The organism is Nocardia gipuzkoensis (assembly GCF_021183645.1).
Lineage (GTDB): Bacteria > Actinomycetota > Actinomycetes > Mycobacteriales > Mycobacteriaceae > Nocardia > Nocardia abscessus.
Genome location: NZ_CP089225.1, coordinates 584983 through 602816 on the forward strand (window position 1 = coordinate 584983; position 17834 = coordinate 602816).

The window sequence follows — 17834 nt, forward strand, 5'->3', positions numbered from 1 at the left end:
GCCGCACCAGTGCCAATACCGCTGGTGCTTCCGGCACGGGCCGGTTCACCCGGGATAAAGCGCAGACGACCTCGGCGGTGTCTTGCGGATTGGGCGGCACGTCGGTTGACCATCCCCAGCCCGCATACCCGTCATCGTGCTGGACGAGATTCCTGCCGAACCAGTCGGCAGCCAGACCGATGCGGTCGTCTACGTATGACACAGTGCCCCCTTACGGACGATGAAAACCACTGCCCTCGTGGGCAATACGTCTCACCGCCCGGACGATGATCGTCAATATATCCGTTCTTCGGCGTCCAGCAGAACCGCTGCGGCAACGAGAACCCCACCCAGCACCGTCGGTAGCGAGAGCTGCGATCTGTCCAGTGCCGCGATCACGATCGAAGCTACGACGGCCTCGTTCACACCGAGCGCACCGGCGATCGGCGGGCTGAGGCGCCGCATCGCTCGCCAGTACAGTGCGAAGCCCGGACCGAGCAGGGCTGCGCCGAGCCCCAGCTCGGCCAGCGTTCGTCCCCAGTCCCACGTGGTCGTCGTCAGGAGGAAAGGCGCGGTGAGCACACCGGCGACGGCCAATTGCAGCCCGGCCGAGACGGTCGGGTCGCGGTCCTGGGACTCTCGGGCTACCAGAACGATCAACGCGGTTACCGCGGCCGCGCTACCGAGTGCCAGACCGCAACCGATCAGTGCACTGCCGCTACCGATCTCCGCCCCGGGCCGCGCGGAGACCAGCACGATGGCGGATGCCAGTAGGAGCAGCTCGACCACGATCCGGACGTTCATCGCCCGCTTCCCGGTGACCACCGCCAGGACCAGCAACATGATCGGAGATGCCAGGTGCAGCGCGACGACCACGGGTACCGGACCGATGGACAAGGCAGCGACGTACAGCGAAATGTTCACGGCCTCGAGCAGGCCCAGTTGGATATAGATCCTCGGGTGCGAGCGCAGCTCGCGGCCGGGCCGCCGGCCGGTGACTGCGGCGACTATCAACAGCGGAGTCGCGGCGCTCATCGCCACCAGCGGCCCCGCCCGATCGGAATCCAGCAAGGCGAGCCCGGCGCTGAACAATCCCCACAGGCTTGTTCCTGCGACGAGCAGCGCCACCGACGATGCCCGTCCTCCAGCGGACTGTCCCACACCCACCCCCTTCTGGAGTCGGCGGCTGCGGTGCCTCGCGACTCCGAGACTGCAGCATTGGCAGTTACGCGAATGTGCTGCGCCATCGAGTATTCCAATAGGGAACACGTCACGGTGGCCGGACGTGCGGGCAGCGACTCAGAGGCAGTGCGCGATGAGGTTGCCCACAACATAAGGAAACGCCAAGGTTTCTTTCGGCAAGGGCGGGGAGACTGCGGAGCATGTTCAAGAAGTTGCTGGCGGCGGCCGGGGTCGGTGGGGCCGAAGTGGAGACCGAGTTGTTCACGCCGGGTGTGCAGCCCGGGGGTGCCGTCGAGGGCGTCATCCGGTTGCGGGGCGGTGCGGTCGCTCAGGAGATCGCCTATGTGGCCGTGGAGTTCGTGACCAGGGCCGAGCAGGAGTACGAGGATCACGAAGGTGTTCGTGATATCGCGTTCGGCCGCACCGGGGTGCACGGCCCGCTGCATCTGCCTCCGGGCGCGGTGCTGGATTTCCGGTTCGCGGCACGCGCGCCGATGGAGACGCCGATCACCTTCTACAACGGCCGCCACCTGCCCGGCACGGTCGTCTCGCTGCGCACCATCGTGGAGATCCACGGCGCGGTGGACGCCGCCGACACCGACCCGATCGGCGTCGGCGCGCTGCCCGCACAGCACGTCGTGCTGGAAGCCGTGGAACGCCTCGGATTTCACCTGCGCAGCGCGGACGTGGAGTCGGGACGGGTGCACAACACACCGCAGACGCTGCCGTTCTACCAAGAGATCGAGTTCGCCGGTTCACCGCACTACCCGCGCCTGAACCAGCTCGAGGTGACTTTCGTCCCGACCGAAACCGGCATGAGCGTGGTGTTGGAGGCGGACAAGCGCGGCGGCTGGATCTCCGAGGGCCGCGACGTCTTCGATGCCCTGTGGGTGGATTACCAGCACTTGGGCGGCGTGGACTGGGCGGGCGAACTGCACCACCGTCTGGCGCGCCTGGCGCACTGACGAACGAGCGCGCTTGTTGGCCGCGCGGACCCAGCGCGTTCACGTGACGTTGACGTGATTGCGCCAGGGTGGCCTTATGACCGGCTCGCCCTCAGGCCCATCCCGGCGCACCGTCCTACGCGCCTCCGCACTCGGACTCGTGGCGGCCCCCGCGCTGACCGCGTGCTCGTCGGACAGCGGCCCGGGGCTGGTCCGGCAGCGGCCTGTGCTCACCCATGGCGTAGCGGTCGGTGACCCGCGCACCGACGGCGCGCTGATCTGGGCCCGCGCCGATCGGCCCGCCACCTTGATCGTGGAGACCGCCGCCACGCAGTCGTTCACCGATGCCAAGCGTTTCACCGGACCGCTGCTCACGCCGGATTCCGACGGCACCGGCCGCGTGCGGGTCAACGGCCTGCCCGCGGGACAGCAGGTGCACTACCGCGTGACGCTGTCGGGCGAGGACGGCGCCACCTCCGAACCGGTCACCGGCGTCTTCCGCACCGCGCCCACCGCCGCGGCGGACATCAGGCTCCAGTGGAGCGGCGACGTCGCGGGCCAGGGCTACGGCATCAACCCGGAGCTGGGCGGCATGAAGATCTTCGCCGCCATGGCCGCCCGCGACCCGCACCTGTTCGTGCACTCCGGCGACTCGATCTACGCCGACGGACCACTGAAGGAATCGGTTCCTCTGCCGGACGGCCGGATCTGGCGCAATGTCGTGAGTGAGGCGAAAAGCGCTGTCGCGCAGACCTTGGATCAGTTCCGCGGCAACTACGCCTACAACCTGACCGACGCGAACTACCGGCGCTTCAACAGCTCGGTCGCCCAGGTGGTGCAGTGGGACGACCACGAGACGGTGAACAACTGGTACCCGGGCGGGCTGGTCGCCGAGTCCAAGGGTTACTCCGAACGGAGCATGGACACCCTGGCCGCCCGCTCCTGGCAGGCCTTCCACGAGTGGATGCCGCTGGAACCCAGGGAAGCGGTGGACGGTCGCCTGTACCGCAAGATCGCCTACGGCCCACTGCTGGATGTCTTCGTGCTGGACATGCGCGCGAACAAGGACATCAACGACGCCAACAACGGACCCAGCGGTCGCATTCTCGGTCCGGCGCAGACGAAATGGCTGAGCGACAGTCTGCGCTCCTCCACGGCCACCTGGAAGATCATCGCCAGCGACCTGCCGCTCGGCGTGATCGTCCCGGACGGGGAACAGAAGAACACCACCGCCTACGAAGGCCCGGCCAACGGAGACCAGGGCGCACCTTCGGGGCGGGAACGCGAGATCGCCGAGGTGCTGTCATCGATCCGGGCGAACAAGGTGGCCAACGTCGTCTGGCTCACCGCCGACGTGCACTACACCGCGGCGCACCGCTATTCCCCCGAGCGCGCGGTCTTCACCGACTTCGACGAGTTCTGGGAGTTCGTCTCCGGCCCGCTGAACGCGGGGGCGTTCGGCCCGAACCAGCTGGACGGCACGTTCGGCCCGGAGGCGGTCTACGTGCACGCGCCGCCGGTGCAGAACAGCTCGCCCCTGGACGCCTTCCAGCATTTCGGCGAAGTGCGCATCGACGGAAAGTCAAGGGAACTGACCGTCGACCTGTGCGATGCCGCCGGATCCGTCCTGTTCAGCAAGAGCCTTGCGCCTGCGTCGCGGTAGCCCTCGAGTTCGGGGAAGCGGCGCGGGCCGCGCTGTGGTTAGCTTTTCTGCCATGAGCACGCCGCAAACTGTCTCCCATGCCGAGGAGTACCTCCCCCGGGACACCGCAGATGTCGTTCGCACGGTGCGGGATTCACGCGGACGATCGGAACGGCTGATGGTGCGCGGCGGCGAGCTGCTCGATGAGGGCCTCACGCTGCCCGCCCAGCCGACCGTGGTGTCGCTGCGCCGGATGAATCAGGTGCTGGACATCAACCTGGGCCGGCGCACCGTGCGGGTGCAGGCGGGCGCCAAACTCTCCGACATCGACCGCAGGCTCGGCGCGCACGGCCTCGGCCTGCCCATCGTCGGCGACCACCGCGACATCACCGCGGGCGGCTTCGCCTCGGTCGGCGGCGTCAGCACGGCGTCGCACAAGCACGGCCTGTTCATCGATCAGATCGTCGATCTGGAGTACGTGGACACCGATGGGCGCATCGGCACCTGTGGGCGGACCCACCACACCGAGCGGTTCCAGCGGATCCTGGGCGCGGGCGGCCGTGCGGGCATCATCACCGCACTCACCCTGGACGCCATCGAGATCGACAAGGAGCGCACCTGGCTGACCACCAACGCCGACCGGTTCCTCGACTTCGACTCCTTCGTCGAGCACGCCTACGCCGAGATCGCCCGGCCCGGCAACGCCGAGCTGCAGGTGGGCCGCTGGGTCGACACGGCGCCGCTGAAGGTGGCGAGGCCGGTCGGCACCGGTCACGTGCAGCTGGGCACCGTGCGCTTCGGTCAGTGGTCGAGCCTGTACCCGACCGCGCCCACCCGAGGGCTGCGAGCCCGGCGCGAGGTCGGCTCCCGGGCACGTAAGTCGCTGGGCGCCATCGCCTCCGCGGCGCCCGGCAAGGCGGGCATGCCGGTGCGCAATGCGGCCGCGGGCGCGGTGCTGTTCGCGCCGAAGGTGCAAACCCTGCGGGACGCCGAATATCTGGCCGATACAGCGCTCAGCTCTTCCGAGCGTGGCCCCGCCTACCGGGTGGGCGTTTTCGCGCCCCTGTCGAGCTATACGTCGGTGTTCTACCGCCTCCACGACCTGTTCTCGGGGCACCGGGAACGCACCGGCTGCTTCACCGTCATCTCCGCGATGACCTACGGCGTCCGCTCGCGCTACCTGCGCGCCGAATCCGCCGCCCGCGGCCTGCCCCCCGAAGACCACGGCCTGATCACCTTCACCTGCCGCCTGCGGCCAGCCGCCCTCCCCTCGGAACTGCTGCGCGACATCGTCTCCGGCATCGAAGAGATCTGCCGCTCGGAGAACGCGCTGCGGTACGAGGCGGAGTAGGCGACAGCCTGTCCACCGGCACTACTCCCCTAGATCCGCTCGGCGGTGCAACTTATCGGCGATGACATCGGAGGATGCCGACAGAACTACCGTCTCGGTGTTCTCGACACTGATGAGATAGCGGCCGTGGGCTGGTTGGTCGTCCCGGATGTCTATCCAGCTCACATACGACGGTGGGTGTGGTCGCCGGTCGCGCAGGTAGCGTTCGACTCGCAGATGCCCTTCCGCCGTGCGGGGCAGTCGTAGCAGTGCACGAATTCGCTCTTCGGCGGGGTGCCCGCAATCGGATGGCCGCCATGACGTGGGAGGTTCTTCACCACGCACGCGGGGTGTGTAACCGGTCATTCGGCTCGCGGCACCGGCAGGTGAAGCGGGCATAGTCGCGGCGACGTGCCGACCGAGGTTCTGCCGCCGCGTGACGACCAACTTGATATCTCCGCCGAAGTCAGCGGTCGTGCCCGACCTCTGAAAGAGAACGACACCGAGGTCCCCCACCGCCACCGCGACCGTGCGGACCCGTTTGTGTGACCGAAGCGATCGTCCGAAAAAGCGGTGCGCTACGAACTTCGCGAAGTAGCCGAGGCATTCAGCATCGACCCCGACTTCGAAGCCGCGCACTTCCAGCGCTACGCCGAGGCCGCAAGCGTGTGGGATCGGGAATCCGCCGCGATCGACCTCGTGACCGCCCTGCCGATGCCCGAAGCCGCGAAAGACGCCGCGACCCAGGCCGTGGTGGCGTGGCGCGGACCCGAAGTCGACCCGCTGGATCCGGACGAGCACCGCTTGAGCCAGAAGGTGCAACGCGAGCAGCTCGACGTCGACCTCGCCGCCGCCCGGCTCACCGCCGAGGACCGTGCGCGGGTGGAGTTCGTGGTGGATTACGTGCGCGGGGAAACCTCGCGGGTGGATCTGCTCACCACTCCGGTGGTCGTCGACCCGGGTGAGGAAAGCCCGTGGCCGGGTGGCGGGGCTGTTGGAGCAGTTTGCGCGCAACCCGAAGGCCGCGCGTGAGGTCGGCAAGCAGATCTCGGTGCTGACGGCTGACGACCAGGAACGTGTCCGCGACGTCGGCCGCGCCATCCAGGCGGGCCAGCCCGTCGATTTCGCGGTGTGGCCCGGCTAGATCAACCCGAGCTGTCCACCGCGACCCGCCATGAGATCACTGAGCTGATCAACGCCACCGGCGCGGTCACCCCGGGCAGCCGCGAGGACGAGCGGCTGCGCTTCGAGGTGTCCGCGATCAGCGACTCCGTTTTCAGCGTGGCCGCCGGATCGCCAGGCACCGGCGTGGATCTGGACCGCCAGCAGTACACGATCAAGCGCACCGAGCTGGTCAAGGCACTGGCCCGCGCGGGCGTGGAGCCGGAAGTGCGCCAGCAGATCCGGACTCTGGTCGATGACCGCGCCCGCCAGGCCGGGGAGCTCGGGCGCGGCGCTGCCGCTCGCCGCCAGCAGTGGAGGGACAAGTCCGCCCACGCTGTTGCCGCCCGCGACGACGCGATCGCCCAGCGTCAGGCCGCCGCCGCCGGCCGCGGACCGAACCCCGGGACGCGGGCCTGCACCACTCGACCCGAGCGCACCGCAGGACAAGGCCAGTCCCGGCCCATGCCCGCTGTCGGCGGCCGCCGCCAGGCCCAGCGCGAGGAGATCGGACGATGACCGACACCGAAGCCGTCGACCTACACATCATCGCTCGCCTGGACGATCCCGCTGGTGCGGTCGCCGATCTCGACGCCTGCGAGTTGTTCTATAGCGACGACGGCAGCGTCTACGGCCGCCACGTCAGCTGCCGGTGGGAATCCGTTCCCACCGACCCGGGCTCCCCGGTCAGCCTCGACGCGCTCGACGCTGCACTCATCGCCGCCGGGTACACCCGCACCAGCATCTGGCAGCGCAAGACCACCAGCTCCGGCGCGGTGCGGTTCTTCACCGTCGCCACCATCCGAATCGAGGACATCTGATGAAGACACCGCAAGGAACTCGGCGGCGTGTGCTCGCTGTGTGGTGGCGCGGCCTGCGTCACGAGGTCGTGCACGCGCGGCGGCTGCGGCGGGCGCTGCTGTGTGCCGAGCTGCACGGGCGGGGTGTGGCCCACACCAGCGGCGGGGACGCGGTCACCGTGCGTGTGGATGGGCTGTGGTTCGACGTGTACGCCTGGCTACGCGAAGACGCCGGCTTGACCTGGGTGGTCGACCACCCGCAGGCGCTGGCGCCTACGGCGCCAAGCCGACAGCAGCTCTGCGCGGCCGGTGATGTAGTCGCGGCCGCGGGTCGGGTTCCAGGCTCGCAGCTGCTCGTCGATGGCATTACGGACCACCACCTCGACGACACCTAGGACTTCCTGCAGGGCGGCGGCGAGCTGAAGGTTCCACTGGTAGAGCGCCAAGGCCAGATCGCGGTCACCGGAAGCGGCAGTCAGGTGGGGCGCCATGCGAGGGCTGCTCAGGTAACGGCTGACCTCGACGGTCACCGCGCGGTGTGCAGGCATCAGCAGAGCGTGACCCACCTACGGCTCAGTTTCAACCCTCCCCCTTTCGACAACTGTCGGGGGACAAATGTCGTTACCCGGGTAATATGGCGGTTGAATGCGGGAGACAAGAGCTGCCGCGAATCACATGGGAACGCCCCGGAGCCGATTGCTCCGGGGCTTCTCTCTTTCCTCGCCTTTGTGCAGGTCAGGCAGCGCCGCGGGCCGCCGATGCGGATGCCCAGTTCGCGTAGCCGCGTGCGGGTGGCCTCCAGGCGTGTGGTGGCCTGGTAGCGGAAGTTCAGCTCACCCGCCGGCTGAAGAACGGTCGAGCGTTCGACTTGTCGGCGACGAGCAGGAACAAGTGCAGGTAGAAACTAGTGCAGAGCAGGCTGAACACCGCCCACAAGACCAGCAGGGCGATCAGCAGCACATTCTGGACGACTGAGCTCTCATCGATCCTCGGCACGGCAGGGATCATCATCAGGGCACCCAGGCCGGAGAAAGGGAAGGTGAAGAGGAACACCGCAGCCGACGTTCGAGACCGTCCCACCGTCAAGAATCGGGCGCCCACCAGGAATGCGGCGAAGCAGGACAACCAGAGCACCGCCCCGAGCACGAACAGCGTCATCATGTGCTGAGTATCGAGCACACCACCGACACCGGCGGCCGAATCGGAGTTCTTGCCGCCCAAGCGTTTTCGATCCGACCAACTCGTGGCGACCGACAACCCGGGAACCCGTCTCGATACAAGGTTCGGAGACCCCCTCACTGGCCACGGTTGGACCTGACATCGGCGGTCGCGGAATCCGGTCTCAAATGAGGTGTCGTAAAACGATCGTCTTTACCGACACCCGGGCGCTGGACGAGTCGGGTCGGGTATGGCGCGGGTCAGCGCGAAGATGCGTAGATCGCGGGTGGTTCGGTCGCGGTACTTGGCATACGGGCTCCACACCTCTACGAAGCGCTGAAATATAGGCCCCTTGGCCGCGCCCTCGATGGGAGTGGCGGTTACCGCTATTTGCTCGCCCGCGATGGTCACAGTCGCGCTCGGCTCGGCGAGGAGGTTGGCGGTCCAGGACGGGTGGTGGGCTTGGCCGTAGTTGCTGCCGATGACGTACAGGGTGTCGCCATCGTGCACGTATAGCAGCGCCTGAGTGCGCGGCTGCGCAGATTTGCGGCCCACAGTAGTCAACAGGATGACGGGCGCGCCGACCGGGCCCAGAAGGGTGTACTTGGCATCGGTGCGTTCCAGCAGCCAGCGATCCAGCGGCGCGAGCTTACGGCTCACCCAGGACCCGGGTCTGGTCGCGGCGAACCTTTCCACCACGCTCAAAAGGGGATTGTGCGGAGAACCCCACTGCCACTGCGGGAAAGGAGTCGTCATGTGGCGGAATATACCTGCAGGTCACGGCCTTGCAGGTCACGCAACCCCAGAAGATGGACTCGTGTTGCCATGGCTAGCTGTGCCGGTTCGCACCGGCTGATTGGCGTATCAGCGGCCGCGCCCTGGACGTTACGCCGCCCGCCCGGGCACGCCAGAGCTGTTCGGAAACGATCGATTGACGCACACAGACCGCTTACACGGCAGCATCAACCCGACCATCCGGGAGGCCAGGCCCGGCCTATCCTGTTCAGCGTGGGGGTGTACGAGCAAGTCACGTATTCGGTCGTCCGCGGGTATAGGCCACTGCTGCTGGACCTGTACCTCCCCGAAGGGGTGCACAGTCCTCCGATCGTGGTGTGGATACACGGCGGTTCCTTCCATTCGGGGGATCGACGATGGCTGCATCGCACGATTCCGGACAACTCCGTGTTCACCGGCCTGGTCGAGGCTGGGATCGCTTGCGCCTCGATCGACTATCGCCTCAGCAAAGAGGCGGTCTGGCCGGCCCAGAAGGACGATGCGGGGGCTGCGATCGAGTTCCTGCGCGCGCAGGCCGAGAGGTATGGCTTCGATGCCGATCGCATGGGGGTTTGGGGTGACTCGGCCGGCGGCCTTCTGGCCTTGATGACGGCGTTCACGAGGACCGACGTCCGGGCGGTGGCGGCGTGGTATCCGATCACCGACATCCTGGATATGGATGGCGCGGGCGGTGAGCTGCCGTATTCTCCCTGGCTGGGCGGTTGGCCATCAGAGATTCCAAATCTCTGCGCCCAGGCCAGTCCCATCACGCACGTACGGCCGAACCTGCCACCATGTCTGCTCGTCCACGGCGAGAAGGACACGCTCGTACCCGCACGCCAGAGCCAGCGCTTGTACACCCGGATGGCCGAGGTCGGTGCCGAGGTGGTCTACCGGAACGTCCCCGATGCGGAACACGGGTTCGACGGTCACCCGAACGTGGCGGGCATCGTGACCGAAACAATCGAGTTCCTGCGGGCAACTCTCATCTCCTGATGCAGGAACTCATCGAGTCGCTTCTCCTTGCCGATCGACCAGTCGATAGCAGGGTTTTCGTGGTGTCGTAAAACGTTCGGTTCTCCGACACTCGGTCATTGGGGCGGGAGTCGCAGGACTTCGGGCGGTTCGCGGTGTGCAAGAAACGTGTCGAGCAGCCGTGGGGGAGCGGGTTGGAGCCCGGAGATGTCTTAAGCATCTCCGGGCTCCAACGCTTCGGTCGGGAGCGAACACCGCGTTCAGGGGCCGAGTATGGCGCGGATCTGGTCTGCGGCTCGGCGCGTTATCTCGGTGTCCACGACCGCGACCGGCTCTTCGGAACCCGCGAACCATTGCGGGCCGACGGTGAACGGTGCGCCGGTGAGGGCGACGCCGAAGGAGCCGAGTTCGCAGATGATGGCATCGCCGGACAGCGGGTCGGAGACCACTTCGACGATGATGTACTGGCGGCGGATTCGGTTGTAGTCATCGGAGCTGACGATCAGGCACAGCATTCCGCCGGGCAGCACCGAGCCCGACGGGGCGTGCCAGACCTCGCCGAATCGGGGTGCGGCCATCAGCCGGCCGTACGCCGCTGCGCGATCAAGCCAGTCGTGACGGCGGTCGCGCGGTCCGGGGTGTATCCGGCGGCGTTCAAGGTGGCGCTGTCGGCGGCGAGCCGCCGCCGCAGATCGTCACGGCGAACTAGCTGCGAAAGGTAGGCCGAGCGGTCCAGTCCTTCCTCCTCTGCCCGGCGGGCAAGGATTTCTAAGGTCTCCTCGTCGAACGACACCGACGTCTTCCGTCCAGCCATACCGCTAAGCCTACCGCCGTCGGCGGTAGATGTCGGTGGAGTCCCGAGCCTCCTGTTCACAAGGCGCACTCCGGAAGGCTCGAAATTCATGGAACCGATCGCTGTGCCGCTGCGTCTCATATTGCCGATTTTGGAAAGCACGTCCGATGATGCAGGTGTCCAAAAATTTGCTGCATCTTGATGTAGGGGGATTCTGTGCGACTGACAGTATTGGCGGCAGCGCTGGGGATTTCCGCTGCCGGCGGTTCGGTGGCGCGGATAGCGTTGCTGTTGCTGTTGCAGGACCACTCGGCGTTGTGGGTGTCGGCGTTCCTGTTCGCCAGTCTCGTGCCGGGTGTGTTCCTGGCTCCACTGCTCGCGCCGGCGGTGGACCGCATCGAGTCACGTCGCTTGCTGACGACGACTTTGCTGGCTCAGGCGGTGGTGACGCTGGCGATGGCAGCCGCGGGTTCCCTGCCGGTTGCGGTGATCGTGGGGCTGGCGTTCACGGCCGGATGCTTGTCGGCGTTGAACGCCCCGGCGATGATGCTGCTGGCCGAACAGGCCGACGAAGTCGCGGCATCCAACCCCGCGCGCGCCTACGCCACCCTGGACGCTGCGCGCATGACCGGGATCCTTGCCGGTCCGGCCTTGGGCGGTGCGGCGGTCGGCTTGCTGGGGTTCTCGGTCACGATGATTCTCGACGCGGCATCGAGTTGCGTGTTGGTGGCGTTGATCGCTGTTTTGGGCCTTCGCCGCATGCCGCCGAAGACCGGTGCGCAACGCCCGACATGGTGGAAGCAGGTTGCCGAGGCCCCGGTCCTGCTTGCCTCGGACGCGGTAGTTCGCGCCGCGATGGCGTCGTTGGCGGTGGCCATCGTGTTCACCGCCATCTTCACTGTGGCGGAGGTGTTCTACGTCCGCGACACGCTCAGCGCTTCGCCGGTGATGTTCGGCGTGGCCACCACCGCGTTCGTCGTCGGCCGGCTGGTCACCTCGTCGTGGATAGCAGGCAGGATCCCGCCGAATCGTCAGGCGCGGATGCTGGTCGTCGCGGGTCTACTGATGGGAGCCGGCCTGGCCGGTGCCGGAGCATCTCATTCCTTGGCAGGGGCGATGATCGGGTTCGCGGCCGCGGGTGTGGCGAACTCGCTGCAGGTTTCAGCGATCAGCGTGCTGATCAGCACGCATGTGCCCGCCGAGGTCAAGGGCCGCGCCTTCGCGGCGATGGGCTCGTTCAACAGCGGCGCCACCATGCTCGGCACGCTCCTCGGCGCTCCCGTGGTATCCGGCGTCGGCCCGGCCGGTGCGCTCGTCGTCGCAGGCGTGGGCACATTCGCAGCGACAGCGCTCGCAGCTCCGATCCTGCTGCGCCGCCACCCGAAAACAGCAGATACACAGTCGGAAAGCGACACCACGGCGCTACCGCAGGCATCGAACGCCGAAGCCGTCTGAATCGCTGCGATCAGCTCCGATGGGGGATGTCACCACACGGAGCTCTCACCACTTCTTACTCCGGCAGATGGACCCGGAACCTCCGCAGGTCAAGACGTGGCGGCGTCGGCCCGCAAGTAGCTGTAGACGGTTTCGCGGCTGAGGCCGAATTCCTTGGCCAGCGCGGCTTTCGACACTCCGGCGGCCGCGCGGGCGCGCAGCTGGGCGGCCTGCTCGGCGGTGAGGGCTGGTTTGCGGCCGGTGTAGGCGCCGCGGGCCTTCGCCGCGGCGATGCCCTCGCGTTGGCGTTCGAGGATGAGGGCGCGTTCGAATTCGGCGAAGGCACCCATCACGCTCAGCAGCAGGTTCGCCATCGGCGAGTCCTCGCCGGTGAAGGTCAGCGACTCCTTCACGAACTCCACCCGCACGCCCTTGCCGGTCAGGGTGCGCACCAACCGGCGAAGGTCGTCGAGGTTGCGGGCGAGGCGGTCCATGGAGTGCACGATCACGGTGTCGCCGTCGCGGACGAATGCGATCAGCTCGTCCAGCTGTGGGCGTGCGGTGTCCTTCCCGGAGGCCTTGTCGGTGAAGGTGCGCTCGACGTCGATCCCGTCGAGCTGACGGACGGTGTTCTGGTCGACCGTGCTCACCCTGATATAGCCGACGCGCATGACTGACCTCTCTGCGACTTGAAATGTCAAGTTGAAGTCTAAGAACCCAGAGGACATGCGTCAAGAAATGTGGAGATGGACTCTATTCTGACACTTTCCGGGCCGGTCACGGCTGTGGTGCTGGGGTGTACCCCAATTGGCAGTGGTCGGGATCCGGCGGATCCTGAACTCCCGTGTCAGGCACTATCCCGTGCGCAGACTTCGGCTCCACCTCGATGACCTCGATTCACTTCGAAACGAGTAGCTGGGTACTCGCGCCAACCGGGAAAGGCCCAGGAACGCTTGTGGGCGACTGCATAGCCCCACATGGAAGGAAGACAGCGATGGTTCAGGTCAACACCATATTCGTCGTCCACACAACGAAGAACGTAGGGACCGCTGACACGGACGCGAACTTCGAACTCCAAATCGAACGGCCGGGGGAAGATCTCGTCCTACGCTTCCCTGAGCTCCCACACGATGAGAGAGCACGAGGCCGAACCGACAGCTACAGGTTCGACGTATCCGGAGCGAGCATTGACCACGCGAATCTGCGCATCCACATGAAGATGATCGACACCGCGGATGGTTGGCTTCCCGAGTCGATATTTGTCATCGGCATAACACCGACTGCCGCGCACGTTCTTCTCGGGTCTCATCCAAACTGGCCGGCCACGGGCTGGTTCGATCGAGGGGGCAATCCCGCGGGTCCGTCCAAATACCTCATCAGCGGATTCAGCGGCGCACGCTGATACCGAATCTCTCATTGCCCACAGGGCTGGGGTGCCGCGACCGCAATATGTGGTGATCACTCCATCCGTGGCGGGCAGGATCGGGGTGTGACCGACTTCGAGCAGGCGCCGGTGAAAATTGTTCGGCTGGTGATCGCGGGTTCGGGTCGCAATCGGCGCACTCGCACCCGCAGGCGCACTCGAATCGGTCCGCGTCGTCGGGCCACCTGCACCCGCTCCGGTGGGCGCATCCCTAACCGGACATCTGCCCCGCTGGCCACCCATTTGGACCCAACCGGGTGATCGTCAGCGCCATCCCCTGCGGCCACCTGCGCACCCACCATCGCTCCTACAGCTGTCGGGCGTGCCGCAAGGGTCGTGTCCTGGCCGCCGATCGCCGCGGGCTGCAACCACTTCGGCAGTCCACGCAACCTCTGACCGCTCAGCCCGCCTCGGCTGTCATCGACACGGGCCCCGCCAGCATCTGACTACGGATCAGAAGGTTAGGAGCCCAGCCGGATAGTGTCAGCATGAAGCGGACCGGCACCTCGATCTGACGGGTTGCGTCCGGCAGAGTGGTGTACCAGCGATTTCGGAGCGACCGCGTGAGCGTGTCGTAGCCGGATAGTGGGCGGTCACCGCGTGATCCTTCTTGAACCGCCAAGCTCAACGAAGGAGAAGTTCACGCGATGACCTCTGTCGAGCCTATCGACCCGTCGAAGTTGTTGTCCGATCAACTCGCCGTCGCCAGCCCTGACCTGCTGCGCACCATGCTCTCGACGTTCATCCAGTCGCTGATGAGCGCCGAAGCCGACGCGGTGTGCGGTGCCGGCTACGGCGAACGCTCGCCCGAGCGGGTCAACTCCCGCAACGGCTACCGGCATCGTGATTTCGACACCCGGGTCGGCACGATCGACGTCGCGATCCCGAAACTGCGATCGGGCAGCTACTTCCCCGACTGGCTGCTGGAGCGCCGCAAACGCGCCGAACGCGCACTCACCAGCGTGGTCGCCACCTGCTATCTGCTCGGAGTATCCACCCGGCGGATGGAGAAGCTTGTCGAATCCCTCGGGATCACAAGCCTGTCCAAGTCGCAGGTGTCGATGATGGCCCGCGACCTGGACGCCCAGGTCGAAGCGTTCCGCACCCGTCCGCTGGATCAAGGTCCATACACCTTCGTCGCCGCCGACGCCATGGTGCTGAAAGTCCGGGAGAACGGGCGGGTGGTGAACGTGCACTGCCTGATCGCGACCGGCGTCAACGCCGAGGGCTACCGCGAAATCCTCGGTATCCAAGTCACCTCAGGTGAGGACGGAGCCGGTTGGCTGTCGTTCTTCCGGGACCTGGTCGCCCGCGGCCTGACCGGAGTCCGTCTGGTCACCTCCGACGCACACGCCGGACTGGTAGCCGCGATCGGCGCCACCCTGCCCGGCGCGAGCTGGCAGCGCTGCCGCACCCACTACACAGTCAATCTGATGTCGGTGTGTCCGAAAACGTCGTGGCCGTGGGTGCGGACCCTGCTGCACTCGGTATTCGATCAAGCAGACCCGGAATCAGTTGCCGCCCAATACGACCGGATGCTCGACGCGTTGACCGAGAAACTGCCGAAAGTCGCCGACCACCTCGACACCGCCCGCGCCGACCTGCTCGCGTTCACCAGCTTCCCCAAACAGATCTGGCGCCAGATCTGGTCCAACAACCCCCAAGAACGGTTGAACAAGGAGATCCGCCGCCGCACCGACGTCGTCGGCATCTTCCCCGACCGCGCCGCGATCATCCGCCTCGTCGGCGCCGTGCTCGCCGAACAACACGACGAATGGATCGAAGGCCGCCGCTACCTCGGCCTCGACGTCCTGACCCGATCCCGCACCACCACCGACACCAACCCGAATGAACAGGAGGAAACCACCACCCCAGCCCTCACCGCCTGACCACCAACCGGATCAGCGGTGACCGCCCCTCCTACACCACGCCCCTGGACTTGACCATCTGACGCTCTCCGCGCCGCCTGGCTCGACCTCAATCCTGCTCAGTTCTCAGTGCCCCGCATACGCACATCCCGGCGCACCAGGGCATGCTCCATCCGCCGGACCAGGAAGCGGTAACCGCTCACCTGCCAACGAGTAGTGGGTTTTGAAGGCATAAGTGCTCCCCCGACCAGTGCTCACAACTTGCCGACATACCCTAGCCCCGCGACACCTCCCCAGCGCTAATCCGACGGCCAACCACGGGTTGGTCCCCAGCTGATCCACGACAGGACGCACGCACCACCTGAAGGCGGAAGATTGACGGTGCGGCACGAGCCATGGGACTCCGGATCGGAAGGAGCCCAGCCGGAGAGCGTCAGGATGACGCGACTGGCACCTAACTCGACGTTCTCTACATCGCCTCCACCGTCCATCCAAGTTCGACGTAGTGGACTTCGACGCGCGGAAGGTCCCGGACTGTGTGGTCCGGGACCTTCCGAGAGGTCGGTCAGGCGGCGCGGCCAGGACCGTGACGGCGGATCCGCTCGGCCATTCAGCCAGCCCGACAGTCGTAAGCCGTCGCACGAACCACGCTCGTTCGTCGAGGGCACCGGACGCCGAACGATCCAACCAACGACCGATTCTCCGGGGGCACTATGAACTACACCCGCATCATCAATCCACCTACCGCTGACATAATGGCGCCGTCGATCAGCGCTCGGCCGAAGGCCATCGGGTTTGTGCGTACCGACGTATCCGGATCGCACGCACCACGTCACGCCGATGAGGTGCAGCGCCACGCACGTTCGTTGGGATTCGAGTACGTGTACACGGTCCGGCCGCCGGCCGACGAGCACGACCCGATCGGGTATGCGCTCGGTATGGCCGCCGGGCTCGGCGTGGAAATCATCTTTGTGTTCGACCTGGAGCAGGTGAACAACCGTCCGGCGCTGATCTGCGACGAAGGCTACGACTTGGAAACCGTTTGCCCGCAAAGCACTTGGGCGCGTTCGGCCGATGTCGAAATCGGGGCGACCCGATGAGTGAAGCTACCCTTGTTGCGCCACCGAGCATTTGCGCGATCGCCGAGGTCGCAATCGCTCATCGGCAGATGCAGCGTCACCGCGCCTGCCGGATCGATCTCTGCGCGTGGAAGTGGGTCGCGTACTACATGCTCGTCTACCACGGCCGCATCACGCCGCCGAAGTTGAGCCCACGCGAGCGGGCGTACGTGCGCGGCATCTCCTTCCCCACCGAGAACACCGACACCGACCGACGTTCGATCTGCGCCAGCTTGCCGAAACCGCAGACATTTCAACAAGTTCTCGACGGACTCACCGCGCTCGCACATGACAAGCTTCACCCATCGGACACGGGGAGCGAACGTTGAACAGCAGCGGGCCACTTCTTCCGTCGAAGAACTCTCTCCTGGACGCCTGCACCGGGTGCATCCGTCAACCGCACCCGTCCTGGAGGCGGCGTACGAACTCGCCGCACTCCACGAAGCACGCCTGAATACTCGCTACCCGGCCCGGCAGGACATCGACCACCATCGCACAAGACTGATGCGGCATATCGACCGCTGGGTGGCGTCCTCCTCACCGCAGGCATTGGGAGCGGCATACATGCACACCGAGACGATCGGCGCGGTGGTCGACCGACTCGCCGAGTACTCCGTGCTTGCCCATACCGCATTGAACTGCGACACACGGCAGCCGCATATGCACTACGTATGGCAACAACTTGCAGAACTCTCACTCGGCTACGGCGACCTAGCCTTGAACTCACCGCAGGAACCCGCCGCCTCCCGAGCTGCGTGGTTCAGCAATCGGCTATGCGCACGTAAGTCTCAGCAACCGACCGCGATCTTCTGATAGGTGATTGGGCAGTGGCCCGTTTGCCTCTGTGAGCAGCGGTCGGCTCGCGCCCACCGCGCACATGTACAGTCCGGTCGGCGACTGGCGGCACGCCCGCCGACCGGCATCGGAACCGACTGCTGCTTTCTTCGCAACGAACGCTCACCCGACCGTGCGGGCGCGGGCCTCGCAGATGTTGCTCGTGATGGGAACCGCCCTCGCGCGTCAACCTAGGATGAGCCCGATGAAGCTGCGGGAACGTCCGGTCGTGGTCGCCCTGATATACATTCTGCCCCATCGCGGCACCGCCGGCCTGTGGATTGAGAATCTGGTACAGGCCCGAGCCATCAAGGAACTGAGTCATGGTCTCCTCCTCACCGTGCGGGCGTACCGGCATTGAGCTTCAGGCCGCGCTGATCCAATAGCTGCGGTCAGCAGTGTATGAACCCGGAGTCGAG

At 66.2% G+C, this 17834-nt stretch carries 21 protein-coding genes and 1 pseudogene; 14 read left to right on the plus strand and 8 right to left on the minus strand.

Annotated features, from left to right (window positions below; all coding sequences use genetic code 11):
- Window positions 1-273: 273 nt before the first annotated feature.
- Window positions 274-1140 carry a DMT family transporter gene (locus LTT66_RS02685; RefSeq protein WP_233063537.1) on the minus strand — a complete coding sequence of 289 codons (867 nt, stop codon included), beginning with the start codon at window positions 1138-1140 and terminating at the stop codon, window positions 274-276.
- A gap of 221 nt (window positions 1141-1361) precedes the next feature.
- Between LTT66_RS02685 and LTT66_RS02690 the strand changes: the two genes are divergently transcribed.
- The 6 genes from LTT66_RS02690 (at window position 1362) to LTT66_RS02715 (ending at window position 7059) form a co-directional block, all read left to right on the plus strand.
- Window positions 1362-2126, plus strand: a complete 765-nt coding sequence (locus LTT66_RS02690; RefSeq protein WP_233063538.1) for a sporulation protein — start codon at window positions 1362-1364, stop codon at window positions 2124-2126.
- A 76-nt stretch (window positions 2127-2202) separates the two neighbouring features.
- A complete protein-coding gene (locus tag LTT66_RS02695) occupies window positions 2203-3768 on the plus strand; it encodes an alkaline phosphatase D family protein (RefSeq protein ID WP_233063539.1) in 1566 nt (521 codons plus the stop codon).
- 52 nt (window positions 3769-3820) lie between these two features.
- A complete protein-coding gene (locus LTT66_RS02700) occupies window positions 3821-5098 on the plus strand; it encodes an FAD-binding oxidoreductase (RefSeq protein WP_233063540.1) in 1278 nt (425 codons plus the stop codon).
- 552 nt (window positions 5099-5650) lie between these two features.
- Window positions 5651-6109 (plus strand): hypothetical protein, encoded by a 459-nt coding sequence (locus LTT66_RS02705; protein ID WP_233063541.1) that lies wholly within the window; start codon window positions 5651-5653, stop codon window positions 6107-6109.
- A 99-nt stretch (window positions 6110-6208) separates the two neighbouring features.
- Window positions 6209-6757 (plus strand): hypothetical protein, encoded by a 549-nt coding sequence (locus tag LTT66_RS02710; RefSeq protein WP_233063542.1) that lies wholly within the window; start codon window positions 6209-6211, stop codon window positions 6755-6757.
- Window positions 6754-7059: a hypothetical protein gene (locus LTT66_RS02715; protein WP_233063544.1), complete on the plus strand. Its 306-nt coding sequence runs from the start codon at window positions 6754-6756 to the stop codon at window positions 7057-7059. The genes LTT66_RS02710 and LTT66_RS02715 overlap by 4 nt, the downstream gene beginning before the upstream one ends.
- A gap of 197 nt (window positions 7060-7256) precedes the next feature.
- Here LTT66_RS02715 and LTT66_RS02720 read toward each other — a convergent pair whose 3' ends face one another.
- The 3 genes from LTT66_RS02720 to LTT66_RS02730 all read right to left on the minus strand — a co-directional run bounded on the left by LTT66_RS02720 (window position 7257) and on the right by LTT66_RS02730 (window position 8952).
- Window positions 7257-7586, minus strand: a complete 330-nt coding sequence (locus tag LTT66_RS02720) for a hypothetical protein (RefSeq protein WP_233063545.1) — start codon at window positions 7584-7586, stop codon at window positions 7257-7259.
- Window positions 7587-7866: 280 nt separating this feature from the next.
- Window positions 7867-8199, minus strand: a complete 333-nt coding sequence (locus LTT66_RS02725) for a hypothetical protein (protein ID WP_233063546.1) — start codon at window positions 8197-8199, stop codon at window positions 7867-7869.
- Window positions 8200-8409: 210 nt separating this feature from the next.
- On the minus strand, window positions 8410-8952 hold the full coding sequence (locus tag LTT66_RS02730; protein ID WP_233063547.1) for a nitroreductase family deazaflavin-dependent oxidoreductase: 543 nt from the start codon (window positions 8950-8952) through the stop codon (window positions 8410-8412).
- Window positions 8953-9204: 252 nt separating this feature from the next.
- On the opposite strand from LTT66_RS02730, the gene LTT66_RS02735 reads away from it, so the two are divergent.
- Complete coding sequence (locus LTT66_RS02735) at window positions 9205-9966, plus strand: alpha/beta hydrolase (protein ID WP_233063548.1); 762 nt, start codon at window positions 9205-9207, stop codon at window positions 9964-9966.
- A 239-nt stretch (window positions 9967-10205) separates the two neighbouring features.
- On the opposite strand, the gene LTT66_RS02740 is transcribed toward LTT66_RS02735, so the two are convergent.
- On the minus strand, window positions 10206-10523 hold the full coding sequence (locus LTT66_RS02740; RefSeq protein ID WP_233063549.1) for a hypothetical protein: 318 nt from the start codon (window positions 10521-10523) through the stop codon (window positions 10206-10208).
- The gene (locus tag LTT66_RS02745) at window positions 10523-10738 is read right to left on the minus strand and encodes a hypothetical protein (protein WP_233063550.1); all 216 of its coding nucleotides are present in this window, start codon (window positions 10736-10738) and stop codon (window positions 10523-10525) included. The genes LTT66_RS02740 and LTT66_RS02745 overlap by 1 nt, the downstream gene beginning before the upstream one ends.
- A 270-nt stretch (window positions 10739-11008) precedes the next feature.
- On the opposite strand from LTT66_RS02745, the gene LTT66_RS02750 reads away from it, so the two are divergent.
- Window positions 11009-12193, plus strand: coding sequence for an MFS transporter (locus tag LTT66_RS02750; RefSeq protein ID WP_233068973.1), 1185 nt, complete (start codon window positions 11009-11011; stop codon window positions 12191-12193).
- An 89-nt stretch (window positions 12194-12282) separates the two neighbouring features.
- Here LTT66_RS02750 and LTT66_RS02755 read toward each other — a convergent pair whose 3' ends face one another.
- Window positions 12283-12843 (minus strand): recombinase family protein, encoded by a 561-nt coding sequence (locus tag LTT66_RS02755; RefSeq protein ID WP_233063552.1) that lies wholly within the window; start codon window positions 12841-12843, stop codon window positions 12283-12285.
- A 215-nt stretch (window positions 12844-13058) separates the two neighbouring features.
- On the opposite strand from LTT66_RS02755, the gene LTT66_RS02760 reads away from it, so the two are divergent.
- Window positions 13059-13574: a hypothetical protein gene (locus LTT66_RS02760; protein WP_233063553.1), complete on the plus strand. Its 516-nt coding sequence runs from the start codon at window positions 13059-13061 to the stop codon at window positions 13572-13574.
- Between the two features lie 668 nt (window positions 13575-14242).
- A complete protein-coding gene (locus LTT66_RS02765) occupies window positions 14243-15484 on the plus strand; it encodes an IS256 family transposase (RefSeq protein ID WP_233062422.1) in 1242 nt (413 codons plus the stop codon).
- Between the two features lie 116 nt (window positions 15485-15600).
- Here the strand turns inward: LTT66_RS02765 and LTT66_RS02770 are convergent.
- Window positions 15601-15696: pseudogene (locus LTT66_RS02770) on the minus strand (type VII secretion protein EccB); the annotation flags it as partial.
- Between the two features lie 480 nt (window positions 15697-16176).
- Here LTT66_RS02770 and LTT66_RS02775 point away from each other — a divergent pair.
- The 4 genes from LTT66_RS02775 to LTT66_RS02790 all read left to right on the plus strand — a co-directional run bounded on the left by LTT66_RS02775 (window position 16177) and on the right by LTT66_RS02790 (window position 17776).
- Window positions 16177-16563 carry a hypothetical protein gene (locus LTT66_RS02775; RefSeq protein ID WP_233063555.1) on the plus strand — a complete coding sequence of 129 codons (387 nt, stop codon included), beginning with the start codon at window positions 16177-16179 and terminating at the stop codon, window positions 16561-16563.
- Entirely contained in the window at window positions 16560-16910 is a 351-nt protein-coding gene (locus tag LTT66_RS02780) for a hypothetical protein (RefSeq protein WP_233063556.1), read from the plus strand. The genes LTT66_RS02775 and LTT66_RS02780 overlap by 4 nt, the downstream gene beginning before the upstream one ends.
- Window positions 16870-17394 carry a DUF4254 domain-containing protein gene (locus LTT66_RS02785; protein ID WP_233063557.1) on the plus strand — a complete coding sequence of 175 codons (525 nt, stop codon included), beginning with the start codon at window positions 16870-16872 and terminating at the stop codon, window positions 17392-17394. The genes LTT66_RS02780 and LTT66_RS02785 overlap by 41 nt, the downstream gene beginning before the upstream one ends.
- A gap of 226 nt (window positions 17395-17620) precedes the next feature.
- Window positions 17621-17776: a hypothetical protein gene (locus LTT66_RS02790; protein WP_233063559.1), complete on the plus strand. Its 156-nt coding sequence runs from the start codon at window positions 17621-17623 to the stop codon at window positions 17774-17776.
- The last annotated feature ends 58 nt before the right edge of the window (window positions 17777-17834 follow it).